The 20,522-nt window shown below is 72.8% G+C and carries 9 protein-coding genes; 2 read left to right on the top strand and 7 right to left on the bottom strand.

Annotated elements, in window-relative coordinates; genetic code table 11:
* Positions 1-304: 304 nt before the first annotated feature.
* Positions 305-1,606 (top strand): lipopolysaccharide biosynthesis protein RfbH, encoded by a 1,302-nt coding sequence (gene rfbH, locus BKA18_RS36130; protein WP_366048068.1) that lies wholly within the window; start codon positions 305-307, stop codon positions 1,604-1,606.
* Between the two features lie 87 nt (positions 1,607-1,693).
* On the opposite strand, the gene BKA18_RS36125 is transcribed toward rfbH, so the two are convergent.
* From BKA18_RS36125 to BKA18_RS36105, 5 genes are all read right to left on the bottom strand, one after another.
* Entirely contained in the window at positions 1,694-2,920 is a 1,227-nt protein-coding gene (locus BKA18_RS36125; RefSeq protein WP_366048069.1) for a macrolide family glycosyltransferase, read from the bottom strand.
* 103 nt (positions 2,921-3,023) lie between these two features.
* Positions 3,024-4,025, bottom strand: coding sequence for an NAD-dependent epimerase/dehydratase family protein (locus BKA18_RS36120; protein WP_366048070.1), 1,002 nt, complete (start codon positions 4,023-4,025; stop codon positions 3,024-3,026).
* On the bottom strand, positions 4,025-5,026 hold the full coding sequence (gene rfbB / locus BKA18_RS36115) for a dTDP-glucose 4,6-dehydratase (protein WP_366048071.1): 1,002 nt from the start codon (positions 5,024-5,026) through the stop codon (positions 4,025-4,027). Before rfbB ends, BKA18_RS36120 begins: the two co-directional genes overlap by 1 nt.
* Before the next feature lie 97 nt (positions 5,027-5,123).
* Positions 5,124-6,191, bottom strand: coding sequence for a glucose-1-phosphate thymidylyltransferase (locus BKA18_RS36110; RefSeq protein ID WP_366048073.1), 1,068 nt, complete (start codon positions 6,189-6,191; stop codon positions 5,124-5,126).
* Positions 6,192-6,257: 66 nt separating this feature from the next.
* Positions 6,258-7,514, bottom strand: a complete 1,257-nt coding sequence (locus BKA18_RS36105) for an activator-dependent family glycosyltransferase (protein WP_366048074.1) — start codon at positions 7,512-7,514, stop codon at positions 6,258-6,260.
* 407 nt (positions 7,515-7,921) lie between these two features.
* Here BKA18_RS36105 and BKA18_RS36100 point away from each other — a divergent pair, with 407 nt between their 5' ends.
* Positions 7,922-9,145 (top strand): cytochrome P450, encoded by a 1,224-nt coding sequence (locus tag BKA18_RS36100; RefSeq protein ID WP_366048075.1) that lies wholly within the window; start codon positions 7,922-7,924, stop codon positions 9,143-9,145.
* Positions 9,146-9,174: 29 nt separating this feature from the next.
* Here the strand turns inward: BKA18_RS36100 and BKA18_RS36095 are convergent, their stop codons facing one another.
* The gene (locus BKA18_RS36095; RefSeq protein WP_006608219.1) at positions 9,175-9,378 is read right to left on the bottom strand and encodes a ferredoxin; all 204 of its coding nucleotides are present in this window, start codon (positions 9,376-9,378) and stop codon (positions 9,175-9,177) included.
* Between the two features lie 178 nt (positions 9,379-9,556).
* Entirely contained in the window at positions 9,557-20,482 is a 10,926-nt protein-coding gene (locus BKA18_RS36090; RefSeq protein ID WP_366048076.1) for a type I polyketide synthase, read from the bottom strand.
* Positions 20,483-20,522: the final 40 nt, after the last annotated feature.

The raw sequence follows: 20,522 nt of genomic DNA, 5'->3' as shown, positions 1-20,522 counted from the left end.
GTCCGGCCCCAGTATGGGCAGGGGCGATGTGGGACATTCCCTAGTGTCCCGTGCGCCGGCGGCGCCGTGGTGCCGCGCCGCCCACCCTCTATGGCACTCCCTAGAGTTCGCGGCCCTTACTGGCCCCGTACGGGCCCGGCGTGCTGAGCTGATGACCCCGATCAGCCGACCGGTGACGGGAAACCGGTGTACCGCATGGCCGGACACGCCGTCGGCCTGTCGTGCTCCGCGCCGCGACCCCGGATCGCACCCCCGCGGCAACGCGACGAACATCCCGCAGGACACTCACAGGAGGCGGCAGCCGATGGGGTACAGCAAGAGCGACATTCTGGATCAGGTACGCGCGTACCACCAGGACAATGTCGCGTCCGGATTTGTGCCCGGGGTGACGCCGGTTGCGGCGTCGGGCGCGGTGCTCGACGAGGAGGACCGGGTCGCCCTCGTCGAGGCGGCCCTGGATCTGCGGATCGCGGCCGGTACCAGTTCCCGCCGGTTCGAGCGGGCGCTGGCCAAGTACTTCGGGCTGCGCAAGGCGCATCTGACCAACTCGGGTTCCTCGGCCAACCTCCTGGCGCTCAGCGCGCTGACCTCGCACCAGCTGGAGGACCTCCGGCTGGTGCCCGGCGACGAGGTCGTCACCGTGGCGGCCGGCTTTCCCACCACGGTCAACCCGATCCTGCAGAACGGTCTGGTGCCGGTCTTCATCGACGTCGAACTCGGCACCTACAACGCCTCCCCGGAGCGGATCGCGGAGGCCATCGGTCCGCGCACCCGGGCCATCATGATCGCCCATGCGCTCGGCAACCCCTTCGCCGTCGAGGAGGTCGCCAAGATCGCCGGCGACCGCGGGCTGTTCCTCATCGAGGACAACTGCGATGCCCTCGGCAGCACCTACCGGGGCCGGCTGACGGGCACGTTCGGGGATCTGGCCACGGAGAGCTTCTATCCGGCCCACCACATCACCATGGGCGAGGGCGGCTGTGTGCTGACCGACAACATGGTGCTCGCCCGCATCGTGGAGTCGCTGCGGGACTGGGGGCGGGACTGCTGGTGTGAGCCCGGCGAGGACAACCGCTGCTTCAAGCGGTTCGAGCAGCAGATGGGCACCCTGCCGAAGGGCTACGACCACAAGTACATTTTCTCCCACATCGGCTACAACCTGAAGTCGACGGATCTGCAGGCCTCGCTCGGCCTCAACCAGTTCGGGAAAATAGACGAGTTCGGTGCCGCCCGGCGGCACAACTGGGCGCGGCTGCGAGCGGGGCTGGACGGCCTGCCGCATCTGCTGCTGCCCGACCCCACGCCGGACAGCGATCCGAGCTGGTTCGGCTTCGTGCTCACGGTGCTGGACAGCGCGCCGTTCTCGACGGCGGAGCTCATCGACCACCTGGAGTCCCGGCGGGTGGCCACCCGCCGCTTCTTCGCCGGCAATCTCACCCGCCACCCGGCCTATCTGAACAGCACGTTCCGGGTGAGCGGGCCGCTGACCAACAGCGACATCATGGCCGAGCGGACCTTCTGGATCGGGGTCTTCCCCGGCCTGACCGACGAGATGATCGACCACAGCATCCAAAGCGTCACCGAGTTCGTCACCAGTCGTACCTGACGGGACGCCAGAGGGCGCCCGGCACGCTGGTGAGCGTGCCGGGCGCCGTGCGGTCCGGGCGCAGGGGCGGGAAGGGGCCCGGACGGTTCAGACCCCGGAGACGGACGGGGCCCGGTCGGCGGCCCACTGCTCCAGGAGGTCGGCGGACCGGACCGCGCCCCCGGCCCCGCGGACGTGCGCACGCATCCGCGCCATCCGCTCCGGTGTCCCCGGGTCGGTCACGAGTTCCTCGACGGCGGCGGCGAGGGTGTCCGCGGTCAGCCGGTCGCGGTCGATCCACCGGCCCAGCTTCAAATCGTCCAGTCGCCGTGCGGTCAGGGCGAGTTCGAAGGTCTGCGGCACCGCGATCAGCGGGGTGCCGAAGTACAGCGCCTCCATGACGCTGCCCATGCCCGCGTGGCAGACCAGCAGATCGGCGTACGGCAGGACCACGGGGTGCGGCAGCCACTCGTGGAGCTCCACGTGCGGCGGCACGGGCCCCAGGGCGGCGAGGTCGCTGCCGCGGCCGAGGGTCATCACCACATGCCAGTCGTCGCCGTCGAAGGCGTCCAGGCAGGTGCGGAAGAAGTCGCGCTGCCGGTTGGACTCGGTGCCCAGCGAGACCAGCGCCAGCCGGCGGCCGTCGCCCGGCGGTGTCCACGGCGCGGCGGCGTCTTCGGCCACCGAGGGGCCCACGAACGCGAAGCGGTCGTCGAAGGTCGAGCCCTCGATCTGGAACTCCCGCGGCAGGAAGACCAGGTTCCGGTCGTCCCATTCCGCCAGGAAGCGGCCCAGCTCGTCCGGGGCGAGGCCGTGCTCCCGAGTGAAGCGCATCAGCGCGGCGCCACCCTCGCGCATCGACGGGTCCTCGGGGTCGAACAGCTGGGCCCGCATGGAGAACGCCTCGTTCGACGCATGGCTGGGACTCAGCTGCACGGTGGTGGTGCAGCCCAGCAGGCGTGCGGTCATCCGGGCGGCGGCGAACGACTCGAAGTCGTAGAGCACGACGTCCGGTACGTCGGAGGCGAGGGCGGCCACGGCGCGCGGGCAGACCGTCTCCATCGTCTCGACCAGCAGCTCGTAGCCCTCGGCGGCCAGGCGTTCCGCGCTCGGGTCGGGCACCTTGCCGAAGGCGCCGCGCCGGGAGGTGTAGCCCACGGTCCGGGCGCCGGCCCGCTCGACCAGCTCGGTGTAGCGGTGATCGACGACATAGGTCACCCGGTGGCCGCGGGCGACGAGTTCACGGGTCAGGCCGAGCGTCGGGTTGACGTGCCCGAAGTCGGCGAAGACGAAGACGGCCACATGCCGCCGGGATACCGCTACGGACCCTGACACTTCCACACCTCTGCTCGGGCTGCTGTACGGGGCGGTCCAGGGGCGTTCGACGGCAGCCGAGTCCCCCTGCTGCCACCGTAGGGACGGCGGCCTAGGGTTTCTGCTAATGCTGTGCCGGCGACGGGCTCGCGGGCCGGGAGGTCTGCGTGGCGGTCGCCCGCCACAGCTCCCGGGCCGAGCTGTCGAGGCTGTGCTGCGCCGACCAGCCGAGCAGCCGCCGGGCGGTCCCGGTCGCCACCTGCATCCAGTCCAGGCCGGTGTTCGTCCGGACGCCGGCTCCGGCCCCTTCGACGATCCGGGTCGGCCTTCCGCTGGCCTCGATGAGCCTGTCCACCATGGCGCGCACCGGCACCGCCTCGCCGCGCCCGATGTTGATGACCTGGCCGCCGACCGGCAGCGCCGCCGCGGCCAGTACCGCGTCCGCGGTGTCCCGGACGTCCACGAAGTCGCGGCTCGCCCGCAGCGGGCTGACCCGCACCACCGCCTCCTGCCCGGCCTCCGCGGCGCGCAGCTGTGCGGCGACCTGCCCCAGCAGGCTGCTCGGTGAGGTGCCCGCCCCGATCACATTCGACAGCCGCAGCACCACCGCGTCCGCCCGCCCCGCCTCGGACGCCGCCAGGACCGCCTGGGTGCCTTCCAGTTTCGACCGTCCGTACGGGGTGGTCGGCCGGGTCGATGCCCGCTCGTCCAGCGGAGTGCCGGGCGGGGGCGGGGCGTACTCGAAGACCGACCCGAGGTGGACGAGACGGGGGCGCCAGGAGGCGGCGGCGATCGCCGCCAGCACCGTTTCGACCAGGGTGTGGTTGGCCTGCTGCATGGTCTCCTGCGTGCGGGACCACACGGCGCCCGCCGCATTGACCACGGCGGCGGGCCGCTCGGTGTCGAGGAGGCGGCTCAGGGCGTCCGGCCCGCCGCCGATCAGGTCCAGCGGGATACAGCGCGAGGTGGCGTCCGCGAGGGGCCGGCGGGCCACCAGCAGCGGTTCGCCGCCGGCCGCGCGGACCGCGGCGGACACCTGCCGGCCGATGAATCCGCTCGCACCCAGCACGACCACCCGGCGGACCGGGCCGTCCGGGCCCGTTCCCGGCGTGTCGCACCGGGCCATCAGCACGTCCCGGCGAGCCGCACCGCGCGCTCCTTGAGCGGCTCCCACCAGTCGCGGTGGTCGCGGTACCAGGCGACCGTCTCGGCCAGGCCATCGGCGAAGTCCTTGCCCGGCTTGTAGCCCAGCTCGGTCTGGATCTTGCTCCAGTCGACCGAGTAGCGCCGGTCGTGGCCCTTGCGGTCGTCGACGTACTCGATCATCTCCGGCGCGGCGCCGCAGGTCTCCAGCAGCAGATCGGTCAGTTCCCGGTTGCTCAACTCGGTGCCGCCGCCGATGTTGTAGACCTCGCCGGGGCGGCCGCCGGTGCGGACCAGCTCGATGCCCTGGACGTGGTCGTCGATGTGCAGCCAGTCGCGGACGTGCAGGCCGTCGCCGTACAGCGGGACCTTCTTGCCGTCCAGGAGGTTGGTGACGAACAACGGGATGACCTTCTCCGGGAACTGGCGGTGCCCGTAGTTGTTGGAGCAGCGCGTGACCCGGACGTCGAGGCCGTGGGTGCGGTGGTAGGCGAGGGCGATCAGATCGCTGGAGGCCTTGGAGGCCGCGTACGGCGAGTTGGGGTTGACCGGGTGGGTCTCCGAGCAGGACCCGGTGGCGATCGAGCCGTAGACCTCGTCGGTCGAGACGTGGACGAAGGTGGCGAGCCCGTGCCGGAGCGCGGCATCGAGCAGGACCTGGGTGCCCAGCACGTTGGTGCGGACGAACTCCGCGGAGCTGCGTATGGAGCGGTCGACATGGGACTCGGCCGCGAAGTGGACGACCTGGTCGTGGCTGGCGATCAGGTCGCCGACCAGGGCCTCGTCGCAGATGTCGCCGGCGAGGAAGCGGAAGCTGTCGAGGTGGCGGACCTCGTCGAGGTTGGCCGTGCTGGCCGCGTAGGTGAGGCTGTCGAGCACGGTGACGTGGACGTCACCCGGCCCGAAGGGTCCCAGGAGCGTACGGACGTAGTGCGAACCGATGAAGCCGGCGCCGCCGGTCACCAGGATTCTCGTGGGGCTCATCGAGGTTGTGGCGCGAGGCCTGGGAGCCAGGCCGGTGAGGAGCGCCTACCCCCTTCCGTTGTTCGTGCGGGTGGGACGGCCCACCGCGCGGGCGGCGTCAGGACTGGATGTGCACCTTCGCGTGGTCGCCGATGACCAGCCGGTGGGCCACCGGACGCTGCGGTGCGAGCGCCACCTGGGCGTTGCGTCCGACCAGGGAGGCCTCCACCCGGCGCACGCTCTCGAACGACGAACCGCGCAGCACGATCGAGGCGGCGAGTTCGCTGTCGTGGATGCGGCAGTCCTCCGCGATGGAGGTGGACGGGCCGATATAGGAGTCGGTGACGACGGTGCCGGCACCGATCACCGCCGGCCCGACGATCCGCGAGGTGCGGACCGTCGCGCCGGGTCCGATGCGCACCCGGCCGAGGATCTCGCTCGCACTGTCCACGGAGCCCTCGATGCAGCGTTCCTGGCTCTCCAGCAGCATGCGGTTGACCTCCAGCATGTCGACGACGCTGCCGGTGTCCCGCCAGTAGCCGGACAGCTCACCGGAGCGGATGTCCTGGCCCGCCTCGACCATCCACTGCACGGCGTCGGTGATCTCCAGTTCGCCGCGCGCGGACGGCCGGATGGTCCGCACCGCCTCGTGCACCGCGGGGGTGAAGAGATAGACGCCGACCAGCGCCAGATCGCTCTTGGGGTGCTGCGGCTTCTCCTCCAGGCCCGTCACCCGGCCCGTGGCGTCCAGTTCGACCACGCCGAAGGCGGTGGGGTCGGGGACCCGGCTGAGCACGAGCTGGGCGTCGGGGCGCTCCTTGCGGAAGCCCTCGACGAGATCGGTGATGCCGCCGGAGATGAAGTTGTCCCCCAGGTACATCAGGAAGTCGTCGTCGCCCAGGAAGTCGCGGGCGATGAGGACGGCGTGGGCGAGGCCGAGCGGGGCGCTCTGCGGAATGTAGGTCACCTTCAGGCCGAACCGGGAGCCGTCGCCGACCGCCGCACGGATCTCCGGTCCGGTGTCGCCGACGATCATGCCGACGTCGGTGATGCCGGTCTCGGCGATGGCCTCCAGCACGTAGAAGAGGATCGGCTTGTTGGCGACCGGGACGAGTTGTTTGGCGGAGGTGTGGGTTATGGGCCGCAGGCGCGTACCCGCGCCTCCCGAGAGCACAAGAGCCTTCACGGTTTCCATCCAGGGGCGAGTGGTGTCAGGGGGAGGGCCTGTCGGTCGCCGGCCGACACGGCCCGGTCAGCGCTCCGCGACCAGTTGCTCCAGTGTGGCGACCATGTCGCGCGGGCTGGGCATCGCCGCGGATTCGTCGCGCAGTCGCTGCGCGGCGGAGGCGAAGCCCGGGTCGTCGAGGATCTGCAGGGTGTGTCGGAGCACCAGGTCGGCGGTGACCTCGCTGTGGTGGGCGAAGATCCCCGCGCCGGCGCGCTCCAGGGACCGGCCCCGCCACTCCTGGTCGGCGACGTTGGTGGAGAGGGCGAGCTGCGGTACCGCGTTGATCAGGGCGGTGGCGTAGGTCCCCCAGCCGCCGTGGTGGATGACGGCCGAGCAGCTGGGCAGCAGGGTGTGCAGCGCCACGCCGTCGACGGCGCGCACATTGGCAGGGATGTCGGCGATGTCGGCGAGTGCCTTCCGCTGCTGCGGAAGGAGCGCGGCGACCACCTCGATGTCGAGCGCGGCCAGCGCTCCGAGGATGTCGGGGACGGAGACGTAGTCACCGCCGTACGCCTCGGTGTTGCTCGTGCCGAGGGTCAAACAGATCCGGGGCCGCTTGGGTGCCTCGCGCAGCCACGGCCACCACACCGCGTCCCCGTTGTACGGCACGTAGCGCATGGACAGCGACCGCAGCGTGGTGGGCGGCCGCAGGCTCGGCGGCAGGGTGTCGAGGGTGTACTGCCCGTGGAGCAGCTCTTCGTCGCAGGAGACGCCGAACGGGGCGCCCCGCTCGTCGAGCCAGTCGGCGAGCGGGTCCACCCGCTCGGCGGGCGGGAGCTGGTTCATCAGGCCGAGATAGGTCTGCCGGGCCCTGCCGTAGACATCGGCGCACCACAGCAGCCGGACGTGGACGGCATCGCAGGCACGGGCGGCGATGGCGCCGGCGTAGCAGAGCGGGTCACGGATGACCAGATGCGGCTGCCAGCTCTTCGCCAGGGCGGTCATCTCGTCCAGCACCGGCTCGTTGTAGAGCGCGAAGCCGTAGGGGACGCTGATCTCGTAGCGGCCGCGGAGGGCGGGCCAGTCCACCTCCCCGGGTCCCAGCCGGCTCCAGTTGGCGACGTCCTGGTCCTGCGACTCGGGGGCCAGTTTCATGGCCTGGTGCAGTTCGTGGTCGCGGCCGACGGGGGCGGCGACCAGGCCGGTGCCGGTGACGATGTCGGTGAGTGCCGGGGCGTTCGCCATGCGCACCTCGTGCCCTGCCGCGGTCAGCGCCCAAGCCAGCGGCACCATGGAAAACAGATGCGACTTCTCGGACAGTCCGGCGAACAGCACGCGCATTGGGGATCCCCTCTCGGTCGCGCACAGTTGGGTGGCCTCGATATGACCGCCAGGCACGCATTCACGGCCAGAGCGCGGATGGTGTCGATGCTTATCCTGTGGTCTGGAACAGTGCCCCGCGGTGCCGCACCGCCATGGTCTGGGGATTCCTCCAGACAATGACGTCCGAGCCCACGGCCCGCCTCCCGGGCGCCGGATCCGCGCGCTGCCGTGCCCTGCCGCTCGGGAGGGGGCCAAAGGCCCGCCGAGGCCGGTCCTGAGGCTTCGGAAATCCCTAGAATTTCGCCGCATTCCTGTCCTGCGCCGCACCGCCGTGCTGAGCTTCGGTCTTATCTGTGAAGAAAGGTTTCGACGGCAGGACGCGTGCTCCGGTATGCGCCCGGGCCGGCGTGAAAGGGGAATCACCGGTGCCGCAGCAAATGTCGAATGTCCTCCCGAATGTGCCGCACCCGCCGTGGGCGCCCGGCCCGGAGGTCGTTCAGCCTCCGACGGTGGAGCCGGACGGCGGCGCCACTCTGCTGGCCTGGATGCGCCGGATGCGGAACGAAAGCCCGGTCTGGCGGGACGAGTCGGGGAATGCGCATGTCTTCAGACACGCGGACGTGGTGCACATCCTGGGCGATCCGGGGTTGTACTCCTCCGACACCGTGGGGCGGCTCGGCGGCGAGACACCCAGCGGCGTCCTGCTGCTGCTCGACCCCCCGCAGCACGGCAAGCTGCGCCGCCTGGTCAGCCGGGCGTTCACCAGCCGGCTGATCTCCGAACTGACCCCGCAGATCACCACCCTCACCCGCGATCTGCTCGACGCGGTCGATGGTGAGCGCTTCGATCTCGTCGATGCGGTGGCCAATCCGCTGCCGGTGATGGTGATCGCCGCGATGCTGGGCGTACCGCTCGACGACCAGGCCATGTTCCAGGCGTGGGGCGCCCAGTTGCTCGCCACCGATGCCGCGGACCCGGAGAGCGTGCGGCGCATGGAGCTGACCGGCAAGGAGATCTCGGCGTACTTGCAGGAGTTCGTGGACGCCCGCCGGCGCACTCCGCACGACGACCTGATCGGCACCCTGGTGCAGGCGGAGGTCGACGGCCAGCGGCTGTCCGACGACGAGATCGTCAGCTTCGCCACGCTGTTGCTGCTGGCGGGCCACATCACGACCTCGGTACTGCTCGGCAACATCCTGCTGTGCCTGGACAGCGCGCCGGAGCGCTGGGAGGCGCTGCGCGCGGACCGGTCCGGGATTCCCGCGCTGATCGAGGAGACGCTGCGCTGCCGGCCGCCGTTCACCCGCGTCGAACGGGTGCCGACGCGGGAGGTGGAGATCGCCGGGGAGGTCATCGCGCCGAACACCCTCATCCACCTGTGGCTGCTGTCCGCCAACCATGACGAGCGGGTCTTCGACGACCCCGCGGCCTTCATGCCGGAGCGGTCCAACTCCCGGCAGGCGGCGTTCGGGCACGGCATCCATTACTGCATCGGTGCCCCGCTCGCCCGGCTGGAGAGCCGGATCGTGCTGGAGCTGATGCTGGACCGCTTCCGCAGCGCGCGGGTGGATGCCGACTCCCGCCTGTCGTTCCACGGCAGCAACGTCTTCGGTGCCGAGCAACTGCCGCTGGTGGTACGGCGGGCGTGACGTCCTCACGTGGGGCCTCGCCGCACCGGTCAGCCGGCGGCGGGGTCCACCGTGATGGCGCGGGACGGACACAGCTGCTCGGCCTCTGCCACGTCGTCCGTCAGCTGCGCGGGCGGCTCGGTCATCCGCAGCACGACACGGCCGTCCTCCTCGTGCTGCTCGAAGACCTCGCCGGCGGTCATCGCACACATCCCGGCACCGACGCACCGGTCCCGGTCAACCGTGATCTTCATGGTGTCTCCCTCGTCTGGTGGGCCCGCGACCTCGTCCCGCGGGCCTGTGACCATGGTGTCCGCTGTGCGGCGCGCCGTGGACCGTCGCCGGCAGGGTCTGGTGAATCGCCCAGACAATGGACCCGGGGCCGTACGCCCAGGCGCGAACGTCCGGGCGACCCACGCCCGTCCCCGCCGCTCATCGTGGCGTGCCATCGCCCTGCGGCCGGGAGCCCGGCAGGGCCTCCAGCCAAGCGGTGACGGTCTTCGCGGTGGAGCCCGCGTGGTCCTCCATCATCGTGAAGTGGTTGCCCGGTACCTCGGCCACGGTGTCCGCGCCGTCCCAGGACGCCTGCCACTCCTGTGCCGCGAGCTCTCCCGCCTGCTCGACGCTCACCGGCGGCTCACTGGAGCGCACCAGCAGCACGGGACAGGACAGCCGGTCCGGCGCCCATGCGCCGACGACGTGGATGTACCAGCTCATCGCGGTGAGCCGGTCCGCGTCCATGTGCGCGAACAGGGACTCGCGGGCGAACATCCCGCCGATCATCTCGCCGGCGAACCGCGTGAAGGGCGAATCCTCGCGCGGCAGATAGGTGTCCAGCAGCGCGACGCCGGCGGGCGGTGTTCCCGCCTTCTCCAGGTAGTGCGCCACGGCGAGGGCCAGGATGCCGCCGGACGACGAGCCGAGCAGCACGAACGGGCCGCCGTCCGCGCACCGCAGCACCGCCTCGGCCTGCACCCGTACGACCGCGTCGAAGGACGCGGGCAGCAGCTCTCCGCGGCCGAAGCCCGGGGTGGGCAGCGCCCAGACGTCGCGTGTGCCCCGGTGGACGGAGGCGAACCTGGCGTATTGGTGCACACCGGCGAGCGCCACATACGAGCTGAAGCAGATCAGCGCCGGCTCGGCCGGATCCGGGGAGGCGCCGCCGCGGGCGAGGCGTACGGGCGTGCACTGCGCCCCGACGTCCTCCGGCGCGTCGAACGTCGGCCGCAGCCGGGCGGCCGCCTGGAGCAGCGCGAATGCCTCTTCCACCCGTCCCGACTCGCAGGCTCCCCGGAAGAGGGCGCCGAGGGTGTCCTCGGCCCGTCCCGTCGCGGACGGCCGGTCGTCGGATTCTGCGGTGCCGGTGCCGGACCGCGGGAGGCCCCCCGCGGTCAGCTCCTCGCCCAGCCGGGCGGCGAGATCCTGTGGGGTGGCGACGTCGAACACGAGGGTGGGCGGGAGCCGCAGGCCGGTGACGGTGCCGAGCTGGTTGCGCAGCTCCACGGCGGTCAGCGAGTCGAAGCCCAACTCGGTGAAGTCACGGTCCGGTTCGACGTCCTCCGGTGACCCGTGGCCGAGGACCGCGGCGACCTGACGCCGTACCAGATCCAGCAGCAGCGCGTCCCGCCCGCCGGGGCCGGCGGCCGCCAGCCGCGCCAGCAGATCGTCCTTGTCCGCCGCGGACGCGGAGACCGTCCGCCGGGTCCGGCCGGGTGCGGCGCCGCCCAGCAGCGCCGCGAGTCCGCCCCGGCCCAGGCCCACGGTGACCAGGGCGGGGTCGCCCGTCGCCAGCGCGGCGTCGAACAGCGCGAGCCCGTCGTCGGCGGAGAGCGGCCGCATGCCACCGCGGGCCATCCGCCGCCGGTCGGTGTCGGCGAGCCCGGTCGTCATCCCGCCGTCCTCGGCCCACAGCCCCCACGCCAGCGAAGTGGCCGGCAGCCCCTGGGCCGCCCGGTGCGCGGCCAGCCCGTCCAGGAAGGCGTTGGCGGCCGCGTAGTTGGCCTGCCCCGCCGAGCCGAAGGTACCGGCCGCCGAGGAGAAGAGCACGAACGCCGACAGCTTCCGGTCCTTGGTCAGCTCGTGCAGCAGCCAGGCGGCGTCGGCCTTCGGGCGTAGCGTCCGGTCGATCCGCTCCGCGCTGAGCGCGGTCAGCACCCCGTCGTCGACGACCCCGGCGAGATGCACGACGCCGGTCAGCGGGTGGCCCGCCGGGATCGAGTCGAGCAGCGCCGTCACGTCCGCCCGCTCGGCGACATCGCAGGCCACCAGGGAGGCTTTTGCTCCCTGCTCGGCCAGCTCCGCGCACAGCTGCGCCGCCCCGGCCGCCGCGGGGCCGCTGCGGCTCGCCAGCACGAGGTGCCGTACGCCGTGCCGGGTGACGAGATGGCGGGCCAGGAGCCGCCCCAACGCGCCGGTGGCCCCGGTGACCAGCACCGTGCCCTCCGGGTCGAACGGAGAGTCCGAGACCTGGGCGGGCTCCGTACGGGCGAGGTGCGGCAGCCGCAACTCGCCCGCCCGCAGCACCGCCTGCGGAGGGGCCGCGGCCACGGCATCCGCGAGCACGCCGCGGGACGCCTCGCTGTCGTCGAGGTCGAGCAACCACAGCCGGCCGGGGTGTTCCAGCTGCGCGGTGCGGACCAGCCCGCACAGCGCCGCGCCCGCGAGATCGCCGACGTCCTCCCCGGGCCCGGCGGCGACGGCGCCCCGGGTGACGATCACCAGCCGGGAGCCGGCGAACCGCTCCTCGGCGAGCCACTGGCGGCAGACGGCGAGGGCGCCGGCGAGCACTCCCCGGACGTCCGGGGTGTCGGTGCCGGCCTCCGGTGCGCACTCCAGCAGCACGGTGTCGGGCATCGTCATCCCGGTGGCCACCGCGGCCGCGAGCGCGTCGAGGTCGGCGTACGACTCCGCGTGGACGCCCGCCCCGTCCAGCGCCTCCGCGATCCCGGTGTCCGCGGGTCCCGCGGAAGGGGCGCCGAGCGGGCTGCCGAGCACCACCCACCGCGCGGCCTCGGCGCGCGGGGGCAGGGAGGCGGCGGGCTGCCAGTCGAGACGCAGCGGCACCTCCGGCCCGGCCGGCGGGGAGGCGGGCAGCTGCTCGGGGGCGACCGTGCGCAGGGTCAGCGCATCGGCGGTGGCGACGGCCCGGCCGGAGACGTCCGTGACCAGCACCGAGAAGGCATCGGCCCGGCCCTCGGCGGGCGCCAGACGCACCCGCAGCGCATCGGCCCCCTCGGCATGGAACCTCACCCCGCTCCAGGCGAACGGCAGCATCGCACCGCCGTCACCCGTGCCACCGGCGTCCCGGCCGCCGACGAGCAGCGTCTGCACGGCGGCATCGAGCAGCGCGGGGTGCAGCGTGAACCGTGCGGCGTCCGCGCGGTACGGCTCGGGCAGGGCGGCCTCCGCGAACAGCTCGTCCCCGCGCCGCCAGACGCGCCCGAGGCCCTGGAACGCGGGCCCGTAGGCGAACCCGGCGTCGGCGAAGGCGTCGTACCACTCCCCCGTTCCGACCGGTTCCGCGCCGTCGGGCGGCCAACTCCCCAGAGATTCCGGCTCGTTGGGCGGGGCGGAGGCCAGGGTGCCCTGCGCGTGCCGGGCCCAGGGCGCGGCATCGTCGGCTTCCACCGGCCGGGAGTGCACGGTGAACGACCGGCTCCCGGTGTCGTCGGGTGCGCTCACCGCTACCTGGAGCTGGACCGCGCCCTGCTCCGGGAGGACGAGCGGCGCCTCCAGGGTGAGTTCGGCGAGATGGTCGCATCCGGTGCGGTCACCGGCGCTGACGGCGAGGTCGAGGTACGCCGTCGCCGGCAGGATCACCCTGCCCAGCACCGCATGTCCGGCGAGCCAGGCATGGGTGGCCAGCGACAACCGCCCCGTGAACACCACGGATTCCGAACCGGCCACGGTGACCGCCGCACCGAGCAGCGGGTGACCGGCCGCGCGCAGCCCCACGGCGTCGAGGTCGCCCACCCCGGCCACCGCATCCCACCAGTAGCGCCGCCGCTGGAAGGCATAGGTCGGCAGATCGACGCGGCGGGCGCCGGGGAACAGCGCGGACCAGTCAAGGCCGGCGCCCGAAGTGTGCAGCGCGCCGACCGCGGCCATCAGGGCGGGTGTCTCGGACCTGTCCTTGCGCAGCGCGGGGATCAGCGTCCGGTCGCCGTCCAGGCACGCCTGCGCCATGGCGGTCAGGGTGCCGTCCGGCCCGATCTCCAGGAACCGGGTCACGCCCTGCTCCGCCAGCCGGCGGACACCGTCGGCGAAACGGACGGCTTCACGGACGTGGCGCACCCAGTAGGCAGGGGACGTCAGCTCGTGCGACGTGGCGAGCTCACCGGTCACATTCGAGACCACCGGGATACGCGGCTCCGCGTACGCCACGCTCTCCGCGACGGCACGGAACTCGTCGAGCATCGGCTCCATCAGCGGGGAGTGGAAGGCGTGACTGACCTGGAGTCGCTTCACCTTCCGGCCCTCGGACCCGAAATGCTCGGCGATCTCCACCACGGCGGATTCCTCGCCGGAGATCACGACCGACTTCGGGCCGTTCACCGCGGCGATGCCCACCCGCTGCTCCTGGCCCTCCAGCAGCAGCAGTACGTCAGCCTCCGACGCCTGGATCGAGACCATGGCACCGCCGACCGGGAGGGCCTGCATCAGCCGGCCGCGGGCAGCGACCAGACGGCAGGCGTCCTCCAGCGACAGCACGCCTGCCACATGCGCGGCCACCAACTCGCCGATGGAATGCCCCACCAGGAATTCCGGCCGTACGCCGAAGGACTCGACCAACCGGAACAGCGCCACCTCCACCGCAAACAACGCCGGCTGAGTGAACCCCGTCCGATTCAGCCTCTCCGCATCCTCGCCGAACACCACGTCCCGCAACGGCGACGCCAGCTCACCGTCGAAGTACCCACACACCGCATCAAACGCATCCGCGAAGACCGGGAAGGTCTCGTACAACTCCCGGCCCATTCCGGCCCGTTGTGCCCCTTGGCCGGTGAACAGCAGCGCCGTTCGGCCCTCGCCGCGTACCACCCCGGTGACGACCTGTGCCGAGGTCTCGCCGGTCGCCAGTGCGCGCAGGCCGCTCAGCAGCTCGTCCCGGGTGCCGCCCACGAGTGCGGCGCGGTGCTCGAAGGCGGTCCGGGTCGTGGCCAGGGAGAGTCCCACGTCCTGCAGGCCGAGTTCGGGCCGGGTTTCGAGATACGCGTGCAGGCGGCCGGCCTGTGCCCGGAGGGCGTCGCGGGTGGTGCCGCTGAGGGGCCAGGTGACGGGTACGGACAGGGGGCCGGCCGGCGGCGGGGCCGGGGTGGCGGGGGCCTGTTCCAGGATGGTGTGCACATTGGTGCCGCTGATGCCGAAGGAGGAGACCCCCGCCCGTCGCGGCCGGTCGGTCTCGGGCCACGGCACGGTGTCCGTGAGCAGCCGTACGTGCCCTGCCGACCAGTCCACATGGGTCGAGGGCCGGTCGATGTGCAAGGTGGGCGGCAGGACGCCGTGCTGGAGCGCCAGCACCATCTTGATCAGGCCCGCCACGCCCGCCGCTGCCTGGGTGTGCCCGATGTTGGACTTGACGGAGCCGAGCCACAGCGGCCGGTCGGCCTCCCGGTCCTGCCCGTAGGTGGCCAGGAGCGCCTGGGCCTCGATGGGGTCGCCGAGTGTCGTGCCGGTGCCGTGCGCCTCGACCGCGTCGACCTCCGTACCGGACAGGCCGGCGCCGGCCAGGGCCTCGCGGATCACCCGCTGCTGCGAGGGGCCGTTGGGGGCGGTGAGGCCGTTCGAGGCACCGTCCTGGTTGACGGCGGAGCCGCGGAGCAGCGCCAGCACCGGGTGCCCGTTGCGCTGTGCGTCGGAGAGCCGCTCGACCAGGACGACGCCGACTCCCTCGGAGAAGCCGGTGCCGTCGGTGCGGTCGGCGAACGCCTTGCAGCGGCCGTCGGCCGCCAGGCCCTGCTGGCGGCTGAAGTCCAGGAAGAGCCCCGGGGTGGACATCACGGTGACGCCGCCGGCCAGCGCGAGATCGCATTCGCCCGACCGGAGGGCCTGCGCCGCCAGATGGAGGGCGACGAGCGAGGAGGAGCAGGCGGTGTCGACGGTGACCGCGGGCCCCTCCAGGCCGAAGGTGTAGGAGAGGCGGCCGGACATCACGCTCGCGGAGTTGCCGGTGCCGAGGTGTGCCTCGGCGTCCGGTGCCGAGGCCAGGGAACGGGAGGAGTAGTCCTGGTAGTTCGTGCCGGCGAAGACACCGGTACGGCTGCCGCGCAGCGCGACCGGATCGATCCCGGCCCGCTCGAACGCCTCCCACGACGTCTCCAGCAGCAACCGCTGCTGCGGATCCATCGCCACCGCCTCCCGCGGCGAAATCCCGAAGAAGCCCGCATCGAAACCACCGACGTCCTCGAGGAAGCCACCGGCACGGGTGTAACTGCGCCCGGGAACCCCCGGCTCCGGGTCGTACAGCGCCTCCACATCCCAGCCACGGTCCGCCGGCCACTCACCGATCGCATCCACCCCACCCGCAAGCAGCCGCCAGAACTCCTCCGGCGAACCCACCCCACCGGGAAAACGGCAGCTCATCGCCACGAGGGCGATGGGGTCGTGCTCGTCGGCCGGCGCCTTGGCGGGGGCCGCCGCGGCCGGGGCCGGCGCGTCGTCGAGGTCCAGCTCGGTGCGCAGCCGGGTGGCCAGTGCCGCCGGGGTCGGGTGGTCGAAGATGAGGGTGGCCGGGAGCCGTTTGCCGATAGCCGTGCTGAGCGCGTTGCGGAGTTCGACCGCCATGAGGGAGTCGAAGCCCAGCTCGCGGAAGGCCCGGTGGGGGGCGACCTCGTCGGGGTCGGTGTGGTTCAGGACGGCGGCGATGTGGGCGCGGACGAGTTCCGACAGGGCCTGGCGCTGCTCGGCCTCGCCCAGGGCGGCGAGTTGCCGGGCGAGTGCGGGGCCTTCGGTCGTCTCTTCCGTCGCCGGTGCGACGGTGGCTCGTGCCCGCTGTGCGTCGGGAAGGTCGGCGATCAGGGGCCGGGGGCGGGCCGTGGTGTAGGCGTGGGTGAAGGTGTCCCAGTCGATGTCGGTGACGGCCACGGTGGTGTCGTCGTGGTCGAGGGCGCGTTGCAGCGCGGCGACGGCCGACTGGGGGTCCATGACGCGGACGCCGTGCCGGTGCAGTCGCTCGCCCACGGTGCCCTCGGCCATGCCTGCCTCCGCCCAGGGCCCCCAGGCGATGGAGGTGGCCCGGTGCCCGGCCGCCCGGCGCTGCTGGGCCAGGGCGTCGAGGTAGGCGTTGCCGGGGGCGTAGTTGGCGTGGCCCGGTGCGCCGATGGTGCCGGCGGTGGAGGAGAACAGCACGAAGGCCGACAGGTCGTGCGGTCGGGTCAGCTCGTCGAGGTTGCGGGCGCCGCCGGCCTTCACCCGGAGGACTCCGGCCAGTTGGGCAGGGGTCAGGGAGTTGATCGTTCCGTCGTCGAGTACGGCCGCGGTGTGCAGGACGGCGGTGAGCGGCCGGTCGGCGGGGATCGTGTCGAGCAGGTCTGCGAGCGCGTCCCGGTCGGCGATGTCGCAGGCCGCGAATTCGGTGTGGGTGCCGAACTCGGCGAGCTCGGCGGCGAGTTCGGCGGTTCCGGGGGTGTCGGCGCCGCGCCGGCTGACGAGCAGCAGATGCGGTGCGCCGTTCCGGGCGAGCCAGCGGGCCACATGCCGTCCGAGGGCACCGGTTCCGCCGGTGACCAGGACGGTGCCCTGGGGGGTCCAGCGCCGCGTGGTGTCGAGCTCGCCGGTGGCGGCGCGGACCAGCCGCCGGGCGAGGACACCGTGCGGCCGGATGGCGAGCTGGTCCTCGTCGCCGATGCCGGCGAGCGCCCGGACCACGGCGGTGGCCGCGGCCGGGTCCAGGGTTTCGGGCAGGTCGAGCAGTCCGCCCCAGCGCTCCGGCTGCTCCAGGGCGACCACCCGGCCGAAGCCCCACACCAGGGCCTGCCGTGGTGCGGTGACGCCGCGCTGCGGATCGGTGGCCACGGCACCCCGGGTGGCGAACCACAGCGGGGCCTCGACGCCGGTGTCGTCCAGTGCCTGGACGAGGGCGACGGTGGCGGCGAAGCCCCGGGGCAGGCCGGGGTGGGCGTGGTGCTCGTCCTCGTCCAGGGCGAGCAGGGAGACGACGCCCGCGACCGGGGGCAGCGGTGCGTCCGGGGAGGCCGTGCCGCGCAGTGCCGCGTCGATCGTCCCGGCGAGCGCGGCGCGGTCCGCTTCGGCGTCCACCGGCACGAGGACGGGGTGCGCTCCGGCCGCCGAGAGCGCCGTGGTCAGGTCGTCGGCCGGGGTGTGATCGCCGCCGGTGACCACCAGCCAGGTGCCGCGGAGGGTGGCCGGTGCGGCGCCGGCGGGGACGGGCTTCCAGGTGATGCGGTAGCGCCACGAGTCGGCCTGGGCCCCTTCGCGGTGGCGCCGGCGGTAGTCGGACAGGGCGGGCAGCAGCTCGTCGAGGGTGGCCGGGTCGAGGGCCAGCGCGGCGCCGAGCGTGTCGGCATCGCCGCTCTCGACGGCCTCCCAGAAGCGGGAGTCGGTGGCGTCGCCGGGGCCGCCGCGCAGGGCGGGGGCGGGCTCGGGCCAGTAGCGGCGCCGCTGGAAGGGGTAGGTCGGCAGGGCGACCCGCCGGGCGCCGCCTGCCCCGGCGGGGTCGAGGACCGTGCGCCAGGTGACCGGCCCGCCGGCGACGGACAGTTCGGCGAGCGAGGTGAGGAACCGCCGGGGGCCGCCCTCCCCCTTGCGGAGGGTGCCGACGACGGCGGCGTCCGCGATGTCGAGTGCGTCGAGCGTCTCGCGTACGGCGGTGGTCACCACCGGGTGCGGTGAGGCCTCGACGTAGGCGCGGTAGTCCTGTTCGGCCAGGGAGCGGACGGCGTGTTCGAAGCGTACGGTCCGGCGCAGGTTGCGGTACCAGTACTCGGCGTCCAGCCGGCCGGTGTCGATCCAGTCGCCGGTCACCGTGGAGAAGAACGGGAGGGCGCCGCTGCGCGGGCTGACCGGTGCCAGGTCGGCGAGCAGTTGCTCACGGATCTCCTCGACCTGCGCGGAGTGCGACGCATAGTCGACCGGTATCCGGCGCACCTGGGCCCCGTCGGCCTCCAGCGCGGCGAACAGCTCGTCGAGGGCGTCCGCTTCCCCCGAGACGACCACGGAGCGGGGGCCGTTGACGGCGGCGACCGAGATGGCCTCGCCCCACGGGGCGAGGCGCTCCTCGACCTCGGGCAGCGGCAGCAGGACGGACATCATGCCGCCGCACCCCGCGAGTGCGGTCAGCGCGCGGCTGCGCAGGACGACGACCCGGGCGGCATCGTCCAGGCTCAGCGCCCCGGCGACACAGGCGGCGGCGATCTCGCCCTGACTGTGCCCCACGACGGCGTCGGGCTCCACCCCACGGGCGCGCCAGAGCCCCGCCAGGGCGACCATCACGGCGAACAGTGCGGGCTGGACGACATCCACCCGGTCGAGGGACGGCGCCCCCTCCGCGCCGCGCAGCACCTCGTGCAGGGACCAGCCGGAGAACCGCTCCACGGCCTGGGCGCACTCGGTGAAGCGGGCGCGGAACTCCGCATCCGTATCGAGGAGTTCGGTGGCCATCCGGTCCCACTGGGAGCCCTGGCCGGGGAAGACGAAGGCGGTCCGGCCGTCCGCGCCGCTCGTGCCGCGCACCACTCCGGGAGCCGGAACGTCGCGGGCGAGCAGGTCCAGGCCGCGCAGCAGCTCCTCGTGGTCGGCGGCGATCACGGTGGCCCGTTCCTCGAAGGCCGTGCGGGTGGTGGCCAGCGACCAGGCGAGGTCGCGCAGCGGCGGCACCGGCCGGTCGGACAGCCGCTCGTGCAGCCGGGCGCTGAGCGTACGCAGCGATTCCGCGGTGCGCGCGGAGAGCGGGAAGGCGAGTGGCCGGGAGCCGGCGTCCGTCGCGGGGACACCGTCGGCTTCGGGGACGGGCTCCTGGGCCGGGGCCTGTTCGAGGATGACATGGGCGTTGGTGCCGCTGACGCCGAAGGAGGAGACCGCGGCCCGGCGCGGCCGCCCGTGGTCGGGCCAGGGTGTGGCGTCGGCGAGCAGCGAGACGTTCCCCCCCGACCAGTCGACGTGGGACGAGGGCCGGTCGAGGTGCAGGGTCGAGGGCATCAGCCCTTCGTGGAGGGCGAGCACGGCCTTGATGACACCGGCCACGCCCGCCGCTGCCTGGGTGTGCCCGATGTTGGACTTGACGGAGCCCAGCCACAGCGGCCGGTCGGCCTCCCGGTCCTGCCCGTAGGTGGCCAGGAGCGCCTGGGCCTCGATGGGGTCGCCGAGTGTCGTACCGGTGCCGTGGGCCTCCACCATGTCGATGTCCGCCGTGGCCAGGCCCGCGCCGGACAGCGCCTGCCAGATGACGCGTTGCTGGGAGGGGCCGTTGGGGGCGGTGAGGCCGTTCGAGGCGCCGTCCTGGTTGACCGCGGAGCCGCGCAGCACGGCGAGGACGGGGTGTCCGTGGCGCCGGGCGTCGGAGAGCCGCTCGACCAGGAGCATGCCGACGCCCTCGCCCCAGGCGGTGCCGTCCGCCGCGTCCGCGAACGCCTTGCACCGGCCGTCGGCGGCCAGTCCGCGCTGCCGGCTGAACTCCAGGAACAGACCGGGCGTGGACATCACGGTGACCCCGCCCGCCAGCGCGAGATCGCACTCCCCCGACCGGAGGGCCTGCGCCGCCAGGTGGAGGGCGACGAGCGAGGAGGAGCAGGCGGTGTCGACGGTGACCGCGGGCCCCTCCAGGCCCAGTGCGTAGGAGATCCGGCCGGACACCACGCTGGCGGCGTTGCCGGTGCCGATATGGCCTTCCAGCCCCTCCGCGGCACCGAGCAGCAGCGCCGTGTAGTCCTGCCCGTTGGTGCCGGCGAAGACGCCGGTACGGCTGCCGCGCAGCGCGACCGGATCGATCCCGGCCCGCTCGAACGCCTCCCACGACGTCTCCAGCAGCAACCGCTGCTGCGGATCCATCGCCACCGCCTCCCGCGGCGAAATCCCGAAGAAGCCCGCATCGAAACCACCGACGTCATCGAGGAAGCCACCGGCACGGGTGTAACTGCGCCCGGGAACCCCCGGCTCCGGGTCGTACAGCGCCTCCACATCCCAGCCACGGTCCGCCGGCCACTCACCGATCGCATCCACCCCACCCGCAAGCAGCCGCCAGAACTCCTCCGGCGAACCCACCCCACCGGGAAAACGGCAGCTCATCGCCACGATCGCCACCGGCTCCTGGCGCCCGGCCTCGACTTCCTGGAGGCGCTGGCGGGTCTGGTGGAGGTCGTTGGTGACCTTCTTGAGGTACTCGAGGAGCTTCTGTTCGTTCATGCACCCTCATCCACGTGGCGGTTCCGGTGGTTCTTCGGCC

Origin of the sequence: Streptomyces auratus, assembly GCF_050433025.1 — a bacterium.
Taxonomy (GTDB): Bacteria; Actinomycetota; Actinomycetes; order Streptomycetales; family Streptomycetaceae; genus Streptomyces; species Streptomyces sioyaensis.
This window is presented reverse-complemented; position numbering and strand designations above follow the sequence as displayed.

What these genes read in the sequence shown, in the direction of transcription:
- rfbH (WP_366048068.1), top strand. Translation starts at nt 305, where the DNA reads ATGGGGTACAGCAAGAGCGACATTCTGGATCAGGTACGCGCGTACCAC.
- BKA18_RS36095 (WP_006608219.1), bottom strand. Translation starts at nt 9,378, where the DNA reads ATGAAGATCACGGTTGACCGGGACCGGTGCGTCGGTGCCGGGATGTGT.
- BKA18_RS36090 (WP_366048076.1), bottom strand. Translation starts at nt 20,482, where the DNA reads ATGAACGAACAGAAGCTCCTCGAGTACCTCAAGAAGGTCACCAACGAC.
- rfbB (WP_366048071.1), bottom strand. Translation starts at nt 5,026, where the DNA reads ATGAGCCCCACGAGAATCCTGGTGACCGGCGGCGCCGGCTTCATCGGT.
- BKA18_RS36120 (WP_366048070.1), bottom strand. Translation starts at nt 4,025, where the DNA reads ATGGCCCGGTGCGACACGCCGGGAACGGGCCCGGACGGCCCGGTCCGC.
- BKA18_RS36105 (WP_366048074.1), bottom strand. Translation starts at nt 7,514, where the DNA reads ATGCGCGTGCTGTTCGCCGGACTGTCCGAGAAGTCGCATCTGTTTTCC.